Source organism: Paenibacillus sp. FSL R7-0216, assembly GCF_037969915.1.
In the GTDB taxonomy this organism is placed as follows: Bacteria; Bacillota; Bacilli; order Paenibacillales; family Paenibacillaceae; genus Fontibacillus; species Fontibacillus rhizolycopersici.
The window spans coordinates 5,012,998-5,028,026 of sequence record NZ_CP150222.1; the positions used below are offsets into that span (position 1 = coordinate 5,012,998).

General features: G+C 53.2%; 14 protein-coding genes. 8 read left to right on the top strand and 6 right to left on the bottom strand.

Annotated elements, in window-relative coordinates:
* Window positions 1-13 precede the first annotated feature (13 nt).
* Complete coding sequence (locus tag MKZ15_RS23070) at window positions 14-733, top strand: DUF4386 domain-containing protein (RefSeq protein WP_339818518.1); 720 nt, start codon at window positions 14-16, stop codon at window positions 731-733.
* 16 nt (window positions 734-749) lie between these two features.
* Here MKZ15_RS23070 and MKZ15_RS23075 read toward each other — a convergent pair whose 3' ends face one another.
* Window positions 750-1,322, bottom strand: a complete 573-nt coding sequence (locus MKZ15_RS23075; protein ID WP_339818521.1) for a Crp/Fnr family transcriptional regulator — start codon at window positions 1,320-1,322, stop codon at window positions 750-752.
* Between the two features lie 349 nt (window positions 1,323-1,671).
* Between MKZ15_RS23075 and MKZ15_RS23080 the strand changes: the two genes are divergently transcribed.
* The 6 genes from MKZ15_RS23080 (at window position 1,672) to MKZ15_RS23105 (ending at window position 8,107) form a co-directional block, all read left to right on the top strand.
* A complete protein-coding gene (locus MKZ15_RS23080) occupies window positions 1,672-5,652 on the top strand; it encodes a carbohydrate-binding protein (protein WP_339818524.1) in 3,981 nt (1,326 codons plus the stop codon).
* Between the two features lie 131 nt (window positions 5,653-5,783).
* Window positions 5,784-6,029, top strand: a complete 246-nt coding sequence (locus MKZ15_RS23085) for a spore gernimation protein GerQ (protein WP_155604677.1) — start codon at window positions 5,784-5,786, stop codon at window positions 6,027-6,029.
* A 13-nt stretch (window positions 6,030-6,042) separates the two neighbouring features.
* On the top strand, window positions 6,043-6,429 hold the full coding sequence (locus MKZ15_RS23090) for a spore coat protein (RefSeq protein WP_155604676.1): 387 nt from the start codon (window positions 6,043-6,045) through the stop codon (window positions 6,427-6,429).
* Window positions 6,426-7,562, top strand: a complete 1,137-nt coding sequence (locus tag MKZ15_RS23095) for a zinc-dependent alcohol dehydrogenase (protein ID WP_155604675.1) — start codon at window positions 6,426-6,428, stop codon at window positions 7,560-7,562. Before MKZ15_RS23090 ends, MKZ15_RS23095 begins: the two co-directional genes overlap by 4 nt.
* A 33-nt stretch (window positions 7,563-7,595) precedes the next feature.
* Entirely contained in the window at window positions 7,596-7,814 is a 219-nt protein-coding gene (locus tag MKZ15_RS23100; RefSeq protein WP_339818529.1) for a hypothetical protein, read from the top strand.
* Entirely contained in the window at window positions 7,811-8,107 is a 297-nt protein-coding gene (locus MKZ15_RS23105; RefSeq protein ID WP_155604673.1) for a spore coat protein, read from the top strand. Before MKZ15_RS23100 ends, MKZ15_RS23105 begins: the two co-directional genes overlap by 4 nt.
* Before the next feature lie 78 nt (window positions 8,108-8,185).
* Here MKZ15_RS23105 and MKZ15_RS23110 read toward each other — a convergent pair whose 3' ends face one another.
* The 5 genes from MKZ15_RS23110 to MKZ15_RS23130 form a co-directional block, all read right to left on the bottom strand.
* Entirely contained in the window at window positions 8,186-8,857 is a 672-nt protein-coding gene (locus tag MKZ15_RS23110; RefSeq protein WP_155604672.1) for a GNAT family N-acetyltransferase, read from the bottom strand.
* 16 nt (window positions 8,858-8,873) lie between these two features.
* Complete coding sequence (locus MKZ15_RS23115) at window positions 8,874-9,551, bottom strand: GNAT family N-acetyltransferase (RefSeq protein WP_339818532.1); 678 nt, start codon at window positions 9,549-9,551, stop codon at window positions 8,874-8,876.
* Between the two features lie 38 nt (window positions 9,552-9,589).
* On the bottom strand, window positions 9,590-10,447 hold the full coding sequence (locus tag MKZ15_RS23120) for a carbon-nitrogen hydrolase family protein (protein ID WP_339818534.1): 858 nt from the start codon (window positions 10,445-10,447) through the stop codon (window positions 9,590-9,592).
* A 113-nt stretch (window positions 10,448-10,560) separates the two neighbouring features.
* The gene (gene sfsA, locus MKZ15_RS23125) at window positions 10,561-11,247 is read right to left on the bottom strand and encodes a DNA/RNA nuclease SfsA (protein ID WP_339818535.1); all 687 of its coding nucleotides are present in this window, start codon (window positions 11,245-11,247) and stop codon (window positions 10,561-10,563) included.
* A 174-nt stretch (window positions 11,248-11,421) separates the two neighbouring features.
* The gene (locus tag MKZ15_RS23130) at window positions 11,422-13,449 is read right to left on the bottom strand and encodes a hypothetical protein (RefSeq protein ID WP_339818538.1); all 2,028 of its coding nucleotides are present in this window, start codon (window positions 13,447-13,449) and stop codon (window positions 11,422-11,424) included.
* 258 nt (window positions 13,450-13,707) lie between these two features.
* On the opposite strand from MKZ15_RS23130, the gene MKZ15_RS23135 reads away from it, so the two are divergent.
* On the top strand, window positions 13,708-14,997 hold the full coding sequence (locus MKZ15_RS23135; protein ID WP_339818540.1) for an NCS2 family permease: 1,290 nt from the start codon (window positions 13,708-13,710) through the stop codon (window positions 14,995-14,997).
* Window positions 14,998-15,029: the final 32 nt, after the last annotated feature.

A 15,029-nucleotide genomic window follows, 5' to 3' on the forward strand; every position in this document is an offset into this window, starting at 1 on the left:
GGGGTTGTATGAAATGGAAACGTTGGAAAAGGAACGAGGGTTTCGGCACCAAGCGGCTCGAATCGGAGGTGCGGCACTGCTCCTCATGGCCATCGCGGCATCGTTCTCCTATGGCTTTGTCCATGAAAGCCTAACAGGCAATGGCGACGCCAGCGCCACATGGAATCATCTTCGATCCGCCAATCTGCTGTTGAAAAGCGAAATCGCGGGCTGGATCCTCATCCTGATTTGCGATATCGTAGCCGCTTGGGCCATTTATGTTTTCCTGAAGCCTGTTCATGAGGCCTTGGCCTTGCTCAGCGCTTGGTTTCGACTGACTTACGCGGCAATCTTAGGAGTTTCCATATTGAATTTATTGTTCGTGTCGCTGCTCTCTGGTTCTCCAGAAAAATTCGCCGGGTTGGGCCAAGGACAGCTTCCCGCCGTTACGATGCTATTCCTGGATGCGTTCGAGTCCATCTGGTCGGTAGGGCTGATCATTTTTGGCGGACATCTCCTGATTGTGGGTTATGTAGCTATTTCATCGGACCATATCCCGAAAATCATCAGTATTTTATTGCTTCTGGCATCCGCCGGTTATATTCTCATCCATCTCGCTCCTATGTTTCTATCCGCATCCGATCCTATCGTTGTCGTCATGGAGTATATCTTCAAGGTGCCTATGATCTTCGGCGAATTGGGTTTTGGTCTCTGGTTACTGTTTAGGGGAGGGAAGGTGACCGCAAAGAACTAAGGGTTTCTACCGGCGTTTAGCGGATCCTTTTTTTCATCCGGCTTAGCGACTCGGGGGTCATGCCTAGGTAGCTCGCCAATTGATGCTGCGGTACCCGGTCGGCGAGCCCGGGCCGGCTCAGCAAAAGGTTTTTGTAGCGCTCTTCGGGCGTGGAGGCGATAAACGCGGCGAACTGATCTTGCACCTCTCCAAAGTTCTCTTCGATCATCCTTCGCGTCATCGTCTCCAATTGCTTATATTTTTCATACATCCCTTGTTCCGCGTCTAACTGGCCCACAACCAAAACGCAAAATTCCAAACAGATCAACGAATAATCGGAAGTGCTGCCCTGTTTAGGTCGATTGAAGTACGCTATGGCTTGTTCTTCTGTATAGAAGTTGGACGTAACCTCTTTCCCGTCCTCATCCACCGAATACTGCCTCACGCAGCCGAGCAATACGAAATAACACTTATCCAGTGGTTCCCCTTGCCGTAAAAGGAGAGTTCCTCTTTCAAATTCCTCCACCCGGAGATCTGAAAGAATGGCCCGCTGTTCATCTTCCGTTAAGGAGGTAAACTTGTTCATGTACTTCATCAGACGTTCTTTCATGCCTATCCGCTCCTCCCGGGAATCCCTTCTGATTTCATTATATCTATCCTCTCCTTGAACGGGGCAAGAATCTGAAAACCGGCATACATCCGTTGGGATAGCCAATGATCTTAATCCTGCACACCATTCTCATAGAAATACACCTTTATTTGGAAATCAATCCTGATTTATGATGGGGATGCGGTACCTATACCGATTAGCGTGAATAGGGGGGAATGCGTCTTTTTCTGATATCGCTTACATTGGTATATTGTGCAGATTTCGTAAAGTAAGTCCCCGCTGGTCCACCACGAAGACTCTACCAGATGTAAGACTCGTAAGATCTTTATTCTGAAAGGAGAATGAAATCGTGAAAAGCCAAAGACGCATCATTGCCTGGATTTGTGTCATGACCCTGTTCGCAGCAACGTTCTTCAGTTCGGCAGGGTGGACCGCACCGGCCCATGCGGCAGGCGGCCCGAATTTGGCTGCAGGAAAACCCGCAGCGGAATCCGGCCATGCTGATGTATACCATGCTTCCAATGTAACCGACGGGAATGTCGCCACGTATTGGGAAAGCACGAATAATGCTTTTCCCGGGTGGGTACAGGTCGATCTCGGCAGCGCTGTACAGATCGATCAGGTTGTCTTGAAGTTACCGTCCGGCTGGGAGAGCCGTTCTCAGACCTTATCCGTGCAAGGAAGTACGAACGGATCTAGCTTCACTGATCTGAAGGCCTCGGCCAGCTATACGTTTGATCCGAGCGCCGCCAACACGGTGACGATTAACCTTACGTCCGCCAGCGCGCGCTACGTGCGAATTCAGATCACGGCGAACACCGCCTGGCCGGCAGGGCAACTCTCTGAAGTAGAGGTATACGGCGCTTCCCCGGCTACCCCTTCCACGATTCCGGGCAAGATCGAAGCCGAGAACTTCAGCGCGATGAACGGCATTCAGACGGAACCCACCTCGGATACGGGCGGCGGGCTGAACGTCGGCTGGATTCATGCCGGGGATTGGCTGGATTATAACGTAAACGTCCTCAATGCAGGCACGTACACCGTGGAATATAGAGTAGCGAGTAATGCCGGGACAGGAGCAATCCAGCTGCAATCCGACGGGACGACGCTAGCTACGACTGTAGTGCCGAACACCGGCGGCTGGCAAAATTGGCAGACCGTGACCGCCAGCGTCACGCTAAATGCAGGCTCTCAAACCCTTCGCGTCTATGCCAGCGGAAATGACTTCAATATCAACTGGATCGGGTTTACTTTGGGGAACAGCGGTGTAGATACCCAGCCGCCAACCGCTCCGGCCAACCTGGCGTTCACGCAGCCGACCTCCAGCTCCATAAAACTGACCTGGAGCGCCGCAACCGATAACGTCGGCGTAACCGGATACGACGTCTACGCCAACGGCCAGCTTCGCGGCAGCGTCAACGGATCGACGTTGACATACACGGATACGCAACCCGCCGACGTTACAGTGACCTATTCCGTCGTAGCCAAGGATGCGGCCGGCAATGCGTCGACACCAAGCAATACCGTGACGCGGACCGGATCGGGAGGAGGAGACGGATCCAATCTCGCCATTGGCAAGACGATGACGGCTTCCTCATCGACGTTCACATTCGTCGCGGCGAATGCCAATGATAACGATACGACCACCTATTGGGAAGGCAACGGTCACCCGAGCACGCTCACCGCGGACCTTGGCGCCAACGCCAACATCACGTCGATTGTCCTCAAGCTGAATCCTTCCAGCGAATGGGCGACACGTACGCAAACGATTCAAGTGCTGGGACACGACCAAAATTCGACGACCTTTACGAACCTGGTCTCGGCGACTTCCTATACATTTAACCCAACTTCACAAAATACCATCACGATTCCTGTCAGCGCCACGGTGAGTCAGGTACAATTGCGGTTTACGGCCAATTCCGGCGCACCGGGCGGACAAGTGGCTGAATTCCAGGTGTTCGGTACGCCTGCGCCGAATCCGGATCTGACGGTGACCGGCATCTCCTGGTCGCCGGCATCCCCAGACGAGACGCAAGCCGTTACGTTAAACGCCACCGTTCGCAATGCAGGTACCGTTGCATCGAGCGCTACCAGCGTGAACTTCTACCTGGGCAGTACCCTTGTCGGCACGGCTTCTGTTGGTGCGCTTGCTCCTGGCGCTACGGCTAATGTCTCCGCAACGATCGGAGCGAAGGAAGCCGGCTCTTACGCCGTCACCGCCAAGATAGACGAGAGCAATGCCGTTATCGAAACCAACGATGCGAATAATAGCTACACCCACGCTTCGCTGTTGACGATTGGCCAGGTGCAAAGCTCCGATCTGATCGCGACCGCGGCATGGACGCCATCGAATCCAAGCGCAGGCAACACCGTCACTTTTACCGTGAATCTGAAGAACCAGGGGACAATCGCTTCGGCGGGTGGTGCACACGCCATCACTTTGGAGCTGAAGACTAGCTCAGGGACAACCGTGCAGTCGCTAAACGGTTCCTACAGCGGAGCCCTTGCGCCGGGAGCATCAGCCAACGTTACCCTGGGAACCTGGACCGCAGTCAACGGCAGCTATACAGTAACGACTACTGTAGCAGCAGACGCAAACGAAGTCGCCGTGAAACGGAATAACAATACCGGCACCGCGAGCTTATATTCCGGACGGGGCGCCAACATGCCGTTCTCCATACTGGAGGCTGAAGCCTCCTCGAACAGCACGAACGGAACCAAACTCGCTCCGAACTTTACGCCGGGCGACTTCGCTGGCGAGGCATCCGGGCGATCGGCCGTTCAACTTGATGCTACGGGGGAATACGTGGAATTTACCTTGACTTCGCCAGCCAACGCATTCGTATTACGTAATGCCGTAGCCGAAAACACCACCGGTACGGTCAGCATTTACGCGAACGGCGTGGACAAAGGCAACTTCACCGTAACGTCCAAATTCTCTTACTTGTATGCAACGCCTTCCACGCTCGGACGGCTTGGCTATGATAACTCGGGCTCTAAGGCTTACTGGTTGTACGAGGATTCCCAGCTCATGCTCGACCAAGTCTATCCGGCTGGAACCAAGATCAAGATCCAGAAGGACGCCGGGGACGTCCCCTGGATTTACGTAGATATGATTGAAACGGAGAATGTTGCTCCGCCGGCAACCAACCCGGATCCAAGCAAATACGTTCAGGTGTCGAGCACCAAATCAATTGAACAAGCGCTGAACGAATTCCGTCAGGATTCGTCCAAGAAGGGGATCTTCATCCCTGCAGGAGAGTGGACGATCTCGTCCAAGATCTTCTTGTACGGCCGGGCGACGGAGATCATCGGGGCAGGCCCTTGGCACACCAAGCTGGTCGCTCCGCAAGACCAAACAAACACGGACGTTGGGTTTAATATCAGCTCCGCCGCCAACGGATCAACCATCAAGAACTTGTCCGCCTGGGGTAACTATATCTACCGTCAGGACGGCCCAGGCAAATTCATCGACGGCAACGGCATGCAGAACGTGACCATCGAGAACGTTTGGGCGGAACACTTTGTCTGTCTGTATTGGGGCGTAAACTCCTCCTACAATACGTTCAAAAACAACCGCATCAAGAACATGTTCGCAGACGGCATCAACATGACCAACGGCTCTTCCTATAATGTAATCGACAACAACTATGCCCGCGGTACGGGCGACGACTCGTTTGCGTTATTTAGCGCGATTGACGCTGGAGGTTCTTATAATGTGGGCAATAAATATACTAACCTCACCGCCGTCAATGTACGCCGAGCCGCGGCCTTCGCCGTCTACGGCGGCCAGAACAACCTGTTCCAGAACCTGTACGGCGCCGATACGCTCACTTATCCCGGCGTTACCATCAGCAGCTTAAGCTTTGGCTACAATACGCTGGGCTTCGGCGACCAGGACACCGTGATTGACGGCGTCACGCTGGACCGCACCGGCGGGGACTTCTGGACCAGCGTTGGGGCCGACGACAAGATCAACGATTATCAGAACTTCGGGGCCATCTGGTTCTTCGGTGGCGACCGAGACCTTAAGAACATCGTGGTGAAGAACGTGGACATCAATAACCCGGTCTATTTCGGCCTCATGTTCCAATCCAAATCGCCGGAGAATCTGCCGATGCAGAACGTTCGCCTGGAGAACATTACGATCAACAACCCTAGCCGCTATGGCATTAAGCTGGTCGTCAAGGCCGAGGACGGGCAAGGGCCCGCCGTCGGTGAAGCCCGCTTCACCAATGTGAAGGTAAATAACCCGGGCGTCACGGCCATTTATGGCGAGAACCAATCGCCGAACTTCCACATCATCCGAGGAGCGGGGAATAACTGGTGATCCCGATTTAACAACGTAATAAAGACGGTGCCGGTCCATGACGGGTACCGTCTTTTTTATATCCATTCTCGGCATAACTCTCCAAACCCAGGGAAAGCTATCCCTTAAAAACAGGAGGTTGTCCGAGCCGCATGAATAAGCCAGCTTTAGCCCCCCATGAATCGATAGATCTTCATGAAATCCTCAATTTCAAGACGTTGTGCTTGGCGAAATCCAAATTGATGCAGGGTCTCGTATTCGATCAGGAGCTCAAGGATTTGATGCAAAAGGACGTGGAGCAAACGCTCCAAGCCCTTCAGGATCTGCAGGCTTTATATGGCCAGGTTCCTTTTCAAGCCCCCGTTCCCGAAAGCCGGCCCGAGCCGATTATCCAATAGAAGGAGCGTCGAGATGAACAACGATCATTTGGATCCGATAAACGCGCTAAATATGCCAGAAATCGCTGACATGACCTTCGCTGTCGACTTCCTGATGCGGGCCAAGGAAGGTGTGCGCAATATTGCGATCGCCCTGACGGAAACTGCCTCACCCGAAGCCCGGATTTTGCTGCGCAATCTGCTAAGGCAGGGCATTGCCATGCACCAGGAAATCACCGAATTGATGATACGCAAGAAATGGTTCCATCCCTATGATTTAACCGAGCAATACCAACTGGACCAACTTTCGGCTAAGAACACCATCCTCATCGGACAGATGGATTTATTCCCTGCGGATACACGGCGCATCGGCATGTTCGATCGGACGCCGGATGAGCATTTGGAGGGGAGCCAAGCATGAAGGCCGTAACCTATCAGGGAATCAAAAACGTGATCGTCAAAGAAGTCCCCGCCCCGAAGATCGAAAAGCCCGATGACATGATCATCAAAATCACCAGTACGGCGATCTGCGGTTCGGACCTTCACTTGATCCATGGGATGATCCCGAATTTGCAGGAGGACTATATCATCGGTCATGAACCGATGGGGATCGTGGAAGAGGTCGGCCCCGAGGTAACCCATCTGAAGAAGGGGGACCGGGTCATTATCCCGTTTACGATCGCTTGCGGGGAATGCTTTTATTGCAAAAATCAGTTGGAGAGCCAGTGCGATAACGCCAACGAACACGGTGATATGGGCGCTTACTTCGGTTATTCCGGCAATACGGGCGGTTATCCCGGTGGCCAGGCCGAGTATCTGCGCGTGCCGTACGCGAACTTTACTCATTATAAGATACCAGAGAGCTGCGAACAGCCTGACGAGAAGCTGGCGCTCATCTCCGATGCGATGCCAACGGCCTATTGGAGCGTCGATAACGCCGGGGTGAAGGAAGGAGATACCGTCATCATATTGGGTTGCGGTCCGATCGGACTGCTTGCACAGAAATTTGCCTGGTTGAAAGGCGCGAAACGGGTCATTGCCGTCGATTACGTGGATTACCGGCTGCAGCATGCCAAGCAGACGAATCAGGTGGAAACCGTCAATTTCGAACAATACGAGAACGTCGGCTCCTATCTCAAGGAAATCACGAAAGGCGGCGCAGACGTCGTCATCGATGCGGTGGGCATGGACGGAAAAATGACGAACCTCGAATTTCTGGCCAGTGGCCTGAAGCTGCATGGGGGAGCCATGAGCGCTCTGGTGATCGCTTCGCAAGCGGTCCGCAAAGGCGGAATGATTCAAATTACCGGCGTATATGGCGGCCGATATAACGGGTTTCCGCTTGGCGACATCATGCAACGCAACGTGAACATCCGGTCCGGTCAAGCTCCGGTCATCCACTATATGCCGCACATGTACGAGCTGATCTCTTCCGGCAAGGTCGATCCCGGTGACATCATCACCCACGTGATCCCACTGGATGAAGCTAAACGCGGCTACGAAGTGTTTGATACGAAGACCGATGCTTGCATCAAGGTGATTTTAAAGCCGTAACTCACCAACACCAAAGCAGGAGGAGGAACCCTCATGAATATAGCGAATCAAGCTTTACATGAAACCCTGGAAGTCCACGAGCTGGCTGCCTCTAAAACGATTGCCTTAACCAAGGCAAAAACGATGCAGCTGCTGGTCTCGGACCCGGAGCTAAAACAGATTTTGCAACATGACGTTCAAGTATCCACGCAGCAATTGCACGAACTAAGCGGACTTCTGTCTCCGGCTCCGTCGGGAGGGAGGGACCTATGAACCCGGTGCTCGAACACTTGATGGGGTTCGATAAGCTGACCGACGAAGTCATCGCTATGGACTACTTGCTAAATGCAAAGACATCCGTCCGAAACTATGCCATGGCCGTCACGGAGTGCGCCACACCGGAGGTCCGGAATGTCTTGACCAAGCAACTAGAGGAGGCCATCGACGCTCATGAGATGATTATGGGCTACATGATGAGGCGCGGCTTCTATCAGCCCTATGAACTTCAGGATCAAATCGGGCGGGATTTGCAGAATATTCAAACTGCGCTGAATATCCCTTCCTGAACCCGTTGCAAGATAGGAAAAGGTCGATCAGGGGGCGTGCTCCTGATCGACCTTTTTTGTTTCCTGCAATCCCATGAATTAGATAGGCCGCAGCTTTATATTATTTTGAGCTCTTAGGCCTTCCACCATGTCGTACCAGGCCTGCGGTTTGTTCTCCAGCACCGTGTAATACCGCTCCAGGAATTGAACGATCAACCCCGATTCCAGGCTATCGTCGCTGCCGTCCATCGGCAGGAAGCAAAGATCGAGCCCGCTGACCGCTTCCCCGTCATTATTCCAAGACGGATGCACGTATGGGAAGTCCAACCGCATGTAACCAAGGTGGGACAATACTTCGCGGCGCACGTACGGATCCATCGGCTTCACTCCGCCGAATTCGTGATGCTCCACCCGGTAAGGATCGTAGATTTCCGCGAACATGCCACGCAGCTTCTTCCCGTTTGCCTCCGCCAAGGCGTGCAAATCGCGCAGCCGGCGATCCGCCAGGAACCGACCGATGCCAAGGCCCGCTTGGCCGATAATGGTGAAGTCGGTCATCGCCACATTAAAGTCCTCGTAGTACCGATACTCCGTTGCTCCGACAACCCGCCCTTCATGCACCGCGACGAATACGCGAATGCCGGGGTCTTCCAGGGGCTCTTTCCAAAGGTCGAATTCCAGCACTTCCTCCGGTGGGAATACGTCTTGCATCAGCTGATGCATGGATTTAAACAAAGGGTCCTGAATATTCGTGATTCGAGTAAATTCCATGGGCTTCTAACGCCTCCTATTCAAGTAGAGATTGGATAAATGGATTCTTCCATTCCATCAGTGCCGCATAATTTAGCGATTCCTCATCTTCCAAATAATCGGGTACAACCGCAACGGGCGTACGGCCGCATCGCAGCAGGAAGGTGATCACCGGATCTTTCAGCTCGCCGCTCACGACTGCGCCAAGATATTGCTCAGCCGTCATCTCTGCCGCGTGCTTGTGGTACCCCGGCATTCTCCCGCCGCCGAGCAAACGCTGGAGACCTTGGTGTACCACCCGCTCGTACATGGACAGCATCAACCATTTTCCCAGGCCCCATTGCCGGTAAGCCGGTCGCACGCCGATATCAACGACGTATAACGTGTTCCCCTCGGGGCGGTGGTTCCTTATGTACCCGTTATCGGTGATGTCCGCCCAGGAATGCTCCGGCTTGCCGGGATCGAAGTCGACCTTGAGCCCGGTCATCGATCCGGCCAACTCGCCGTTCACTTCGACGCACAACGCGCCTTCCGGGAACAGCTGAACATGATGGCTCAGCTGTTCCTCCGTCCACCATAACTCCGAAGGAAAAGGGGGCGGAAAGCTCTCCTGCTGAATGCGGATCAACCCCGGGAAATCCTTCTCTTCATAATTTCGAATCACGGCCGGCACGGGCCGGCCTTGATCAAACACATACCATTCCTTGCGATACATCGCGTCTCGCCTCCACGGACAATTGCGTTATTCTAGATTTATTTCCAGTCGGGATACAGATCCGTTCGCCGGTCCCGCCAGGTCGTGACGGAGCCTTTTTCGCGAACCTGATAAAGCAGTTCTAAATCCAGATCGGCAGTCACGATCATATCGCCGTTGATCTCGCCCTCCACCAGGATGCCGCGCGGCGGGAACGGAACGTCATTTGGCGTAATTACCGCCGCCTGTCCGAAGTTGCCCCGCATGAAATCCACCGTCGGCAGTGAACCAACCGTACCGGTGGCGACGATGTACACTTGGTTCTCGACCGCTCTCGCATGGCAGCAATAGCGCACCCGATGGAAGCCATGGCGGTCGTCCGTGCAGGATGGACAGAAAATGACATCCGCGCCTTTCGCTTTGGCCATCCGGACGATCTCCGGAAACTCGATGTCATAGCAGGTCAACATGGCGATTTTGCCCTTCTCGGTTTCGAACACCTCCAGGCCGTCGCCCGGCGTCATGTTCCATTCGGTTACTTCGGTGGGGGTAATATGCAGCTTGGCTTGCTCCGCGATTCTCCCGTCAGGGTAGAACAGATGCGCCACGTTGTACAACTGATCCCCCTTACGAATCACATGCGTCCCGCCGATGATATGCATCCCGGTTTGCCGGGCCAACCCGCTAAACAGGGTGCGGTATTGCTCCGTGAAGTCCGGCAGCTCCTGGATGGTCAGCGCTCTGCCGTCCGGCGATCCGATGGACATGAGCTGCGTGGTGAAAAACTCAGGGAACAGCACGAAATCCGCGCTGAACTCCTCCGCGGTTTTAATATAATGTTCGGCCTGACGGGCGAACTCGTCGAAGCTGCCAATGGTGTGCAGATGATATTGGACAGCGGATACTCTTAATTTCATGGGGATCCCCTTTCCTGTTCGCAATAGGCTCAGATCGGCGAAAAGTCCGCCTTCGTAAATTTCATCATAAAGTCAGGAAGATTGCAATTCGGCCGCCTTGCTACAGACAACACTCACAGACGAACCGGGAGGCTGCCGCCTAACACGATCTCCCGTTCCGTCACGATGGCTTCATAAGCCAAGATACGGACGCCTTGCCGGGAGGCCTCTTTGAGCGCATCCGCAAAGGCCGGATCCATCTCTCGGTAAGGGGTAAACGCGTGACAGCCCTTCATTTGCACAACGAACAGAACTGTCCCGGCATACCCTTCTAGGATCGCCTTGGCCAGTTCCAACACGTGTTTGGTTCCCCGCGCCGTTGGGGCGTCCGGGAACATGGCGATGCCTCCCTGTTCGAGCGTGACACCTTTAACTTCAATGAACCCACGTTTCTCCCCCTGTTCGTAATACAGGTCAAACCGAGAGTCCCCATACGTAACTTCCCGCTTCGCACGAGTAACGGGGCCAATTTCTACGATTCCCCCCGCATTCAGCGCCTCGAACGCCACCGGGTTAGGTGCTTGCGAGTCTACGTTCACCCAGCCTCCGTCATGGGCAGCCGCGATCAAGGAATAATTCGTCTTCCGTTCCGGACGATCGGAGGCTTCTAACAAGACCTCGGTATCCGGCAGCAAAAGCTCTTTGAGCCTACCGGTATTTTTTACGTGTACCTGTTCCACGGCGTCGCCCACCATAACCTCGGCAATAAAACGGTTCACCCGCCGCTGTAGCCGGCCCTGCACGATGTCCCTATACTTCATCTATTCACATCCCTAATCGTCTACCGTAGTCGTTCGATCCAATTCACGCTGCGTTATGATCCAGCCATAGTCATTCATGGAACACACACCTCTGATTATACCAAACCCGATATCACCGCAAAAAAAAGGATGGGTTATGAGGTCCCCCCCATGCCCATCCAGCTTTCATCAATTCTACTTCGAGCCCGTCAGCCGGTCTACGTACATGATCTCGTCATCTCCGCCAACGAAGATATATTTGCCATAGACTTTGATTCCATCGAACATTCTTTGCGTGCCGGCTCCGTCAATCCCTTGATAGATTGGGGGAATCGCCACCTTCTTCCACTGCACTCCGTCTTTGGACAGATAGTACACGCGGTAAGGAACATACTCCCCGTCCCCGTTAACCTCATCATAGTCCGTTCCCATTGCGAAGAAGTTACCGTCGAATGAGGTTAAGAAGTCCAAGGCATCAAAACTGCCGTTCGGGAACGTCATTTGTTTCTTTGACCAATTCAATCCGTCCTTGGACACCCATGTGTTCGTAGAATTATAAAGATCTAATGCCACATAGGAACTGCCGTTCCAAGCCAGGTAGGTCTGATTCAAATCGATCGTCTTCACCAGCTTCCAATTCATCCCGTCCGTCGTCTGCATCAGCTTGGTTGTCCCGACGCCGGTGTTGTAGTTATGCACGCGGAAAGCAGCTAGCAGACGCTTGCCGTCCCAGACCATCGAGGTCAGCCAGTTTCCATTGCTCACGCTAGCCACCCGAGTCCATTTCACCCCATCCTTAGATGTATAAGTGCCATAGGATTGATCCGACGCTACAAAAAACTTACCGGTCCACAAAATATTGCGCAACTGACCATACTGATCTTTGAGAGGTACATTGGCCTTCTTCCAGCTATAGCCGTCCGTGGAGTAGTAAATACCGTAATGACCGGTTGCAACGAACTTGTTTGCTCCCCAGACCACATCGTATAAATTCGGTCTACCCAGCCTGTCCCGATAGGCAAACGGATTGCCGCCCCGCCAAGTAATCCCGTCATCGGTATAGATTACGTTGCCAGCCAACCCAACGGCCACGGTTCTCTTCCCGTTGGTCGCGATGCCTCCCAGCTCCCCACCTGTCTGCGAGCCCGTCAACCGGTAGCTCCACGAGCTGCCGTCCTTCGTATACAGAGCGTAGGTGCTATCGGGGAAATCCTGCCGATCATTGGAACCGATTCCTGCAAAACCGCTGGCTACCGGATAGATGATGTAGATATTCGCGTGAAGATAAGAAAGATCCGTCTTCTTCCAACTCACGCCGTCTTTGGATGTATAGGCTACATTTTTGTTGACCCCGCTCGTTTGACCTGCAGCACCGGTAACGATGTACAGGCCATGTCCGGAGGTAATCGTCATCAGCTCGGCGCCGCTTGGGGACTTCGCCTGTTTCGTCCAAGTAAACCCGTCGGGCGAAGTATAGATACCGTTACCGACACCCAGGTATTGCTTCCCGGTCCAGATCATATCCTGAATCCCGGCGGATGCGTTATAGGTTTTGGCGGACCAATTCTGCCCATCCTTCGAGACGAGGACAAATGGATCTTCGTATTGGTTGGAAATCAAATAAATCCCGTTCACATACCTCAGGATATCCGCGCCATAATCATTAAACAGCGTGCGTTTGGTTTCCCAGTGCTCCCCATCCTTGGAGTAGAAAATATGCTTTTGCCCCACCGCGACAAATCCGGATTCTCCCCATGTCAATTGGTAGATTGTCTCGCCCGGATCAAAATCAATCTTCGTCCATGTTAGGCCGTCCGTGGAGACAAATCCCTCAGAGGGCTTCTCATACAGGCGACTAGCATATTCCGTGTTGCTGCCGAACATGACGTATTTGGAGCCATCCCAGTCGATGGCGGTAAAATGATAACTCCCGAACTTCGACAAGGCCTTCCAGGCAACCCCGTCCGTAGACTTCATCACCGTGCCGTAAGGGCCAACGGCGAGGTACTCCTTTTTCCCCTTAGCTAACGCATAGGGGGCATTCGAATTAAAGCTTGCATTAACGGTCCAGCCCTCTCCAATCGAGAAAGGCGACTCCCTCAGCGTAATCGATTCAATCGGCTTGTAATCGGTGCCAGCCTGAACCGGAGGCCCAGATGAAACCCAAAACGACAAAACCAACGACAGACAAACTACCCCTACGAACGAACTCTTTCTCTTCATGTTCCCCTCCTGATGTTAAAAATGTCATGATGTTGACACATCTTGTTATCGGTAGTTTGGTCCTATTTTTTTACGGGACTTAAGACTCAATCGCCGTCATGCCTTCATTCGCCGGACCTAATCCCCACCAAGGAACAACTTGTAAAAGGCAATCCGTCATAAACCGTGGTATAATAGCCTCTGGCATAAACGAAGTAACTCAGGTTCATTTCGTTTGATGCGGGTGGGAGAGGGATATTTTGAAAGTGTGATTGATTCATGAAAGGAGTATTTCAGCTTAAGCAACACCAAACGAATGTGAGAAAAGAGCTTGTCGCAGGATTAACCTCGTTCTTCTCCATCGTGTATATTATCGCCGTCAACGCCAATATTCTGAAGGATGCGGGGATTCCGCTCGAGGCCGGGATCTTGGCCACCGTGCTGTCTTCGCTTGTCGGCTGTTTGCTGGTTGCGTTCGTGGCGAACGCGCCATTAATTCTCGTTCCCGGCATGGGGATCAACGCCTTGTTTACCTATACGATCGTTGGTTCGATGGGACTCAGCTACCAAGAAGCCTTGGGTGCCACGGTGCTTGCGGGCATCCTGTTTGTCGTGGTCGCCTTTACAGACTTGTCCTCCCTGATTTCCAGGGCTATTCCGGTTTCCCTAAAGGAATCCATTTCCGTAGGAATCGGTCTGTTTATTGCTTTTATCGGCTTGCAGAAGAGCGGCATCGTCACCGGCAACACCAGCCACTTTGTGGCGCTCGGCGACCTATCGTCCCCGCTGGTTCTGGCTTCGATCATCAACCTGATTCTTACGCTGTTTCTGTTCTTGAAGAAGGTTCCCGGGAATTTTCTCATCAGCATTATTGTAGGAACGCTGGTGGCCTGGTTGTTCGGGATCGTGGATTTGGGTTCGTTCGCCTCGGAGCCGATTTCGTTTCAAAGCTACGGTAACGTCTGGATGAGTGCGGACTTCCGTCATATGGCCAGCATTCCGTTCTTAACGGCTTGCTTCTCGCTGGTTCTGGTATTGGTCTTCGAGAATATCGGGCTCGTCCATTCCCAAGTCGACGGCATGCTTCAAGCTCCAGAGAAAAATGGGAAATCGCTTAAATCTGTATCGATTTCCGCGGTGGCTTGCGGACTCTTGGGTACCAGCCCGACGGTATCGACGGTCGAGACTGCGGCCGGCATTACCGCAGGCGGAAGAACCGGGTTAACCTCGGTCACGACCGGGTTGTTATTTCTGGGTTCGTTGTTTTTTATGCCCTTGATCAAAATCATCCCGGACGCCGCGATCGCCCCGATCCTGATTATCATCGGCGGACTCATGCTGACGAATATCACGAAGATCGATTTCAGCGATTTCTCCGAAGCGTTTCCCGCGTTTCTCGTCATTCTGATGATTCCTTTAACGTATAGCATTGTCGACGGTATCGCCTTCGGCTTTATCGCGTATCCGCTGCTTAAGATGTTCTCGAAGAAGCGGGAACAGCTGTCGGTCTCCATGTTCGTCATCTCGTTCCTGTTCCTGGCCAACTTCCTGCTGCAGTCGGTTCTATAGAACAAAACAAAGGGCACCCTCTTGGGTGCCCT

Coding starts and splice junctions, on each gene's coding strand:
- MKZ15_RS23070 (WP_339818518.1), top strand. CDS start 14: ATGGAAACGTTGGAAAAGGAACGAGGGTTTCGGCACCAAGCGGCTCGA.
- MKZ15_RS23075 (WP_339818521.1), bottom strand. CDS start 1,322: ATGAAAGAACGTCTGATGAAGTACATGAACAAGTTTACCTCCTTAACG.
- MKZ15_RS23085 (WP_155604677.1), top strand. CDS start 5,784: ATGAATAAGCCAGCTTTAGCCCCCCATGAATCGATAGATCTTCATGAA.
- MKZ15_RS23090 (WP_155604676.1), top strand. CDS start 6,043: ATGAACAACGATCATTTGGATCCGATAAACGCGCTAAATATGCCAGAA.
- MKZ15_RS23095 (WP_155604675.1), top strand. CDS start 6,426: ATGAAGGCCGTAACCTATCAGGGAATCAAAAACGTGATCGTCAAAGAA.
- MKZ15_RS23100 (WP_339818529.1), top strand. CDS start 7,596: ATGAATATAGCGAATCAAGCTTTACATGAAACCCTGGAAGTCCACGAG.
- MKZ15_RS23105 (WP_155604673.1), top strand. CDS start 7,811: ATGAACCCGGTGCTCGAACACTTGATGGGGTTCGATAAGCTGACCGAC.
- MKZ15_RS23110 (WP_155604672.1), bottom strand. CDS start 8,857: ATGGAATTTACTCGAATCACGAATATTCAGGACCCTTTGTTTAAATCC.
- MKZ15_RS23115 (WP_339818532.1), bottom strand. CDS start 9,551: ATGTATCGCAAGGAATGGTATGTGTTTGATCAAGGCCGGCCCGTGCCG.
- MKZ15_RS23120 (WP_339818534.1), bottom strand. CDS start 10,447: ATGAAATTAAGAGTATCCGCTGTCCAATATCATCTGCACACCATTGGC.
- sfsA (WP_339818535.1), bottom strand. CDS start 11,247: ATGAAGTATAGGGACATCGTGCAGGGCCGGCTACAGCGGCGGGTGAAC.
- MKZ15_RS23130 (WP_339818538.1), bottom strand. CDS start 13,449: ATGAAGAGAAAGAGTTCGTTCGTAGGGGTAGTTTGTCTGTCGTTGGTT.
- MKZ15_RS23135 (WP_339818540.1), top strand. CDS start 13,708: ATGAAAGGAGTATTTCAGCTTAAGCAACACCAAACGAATGTGAGAAAA.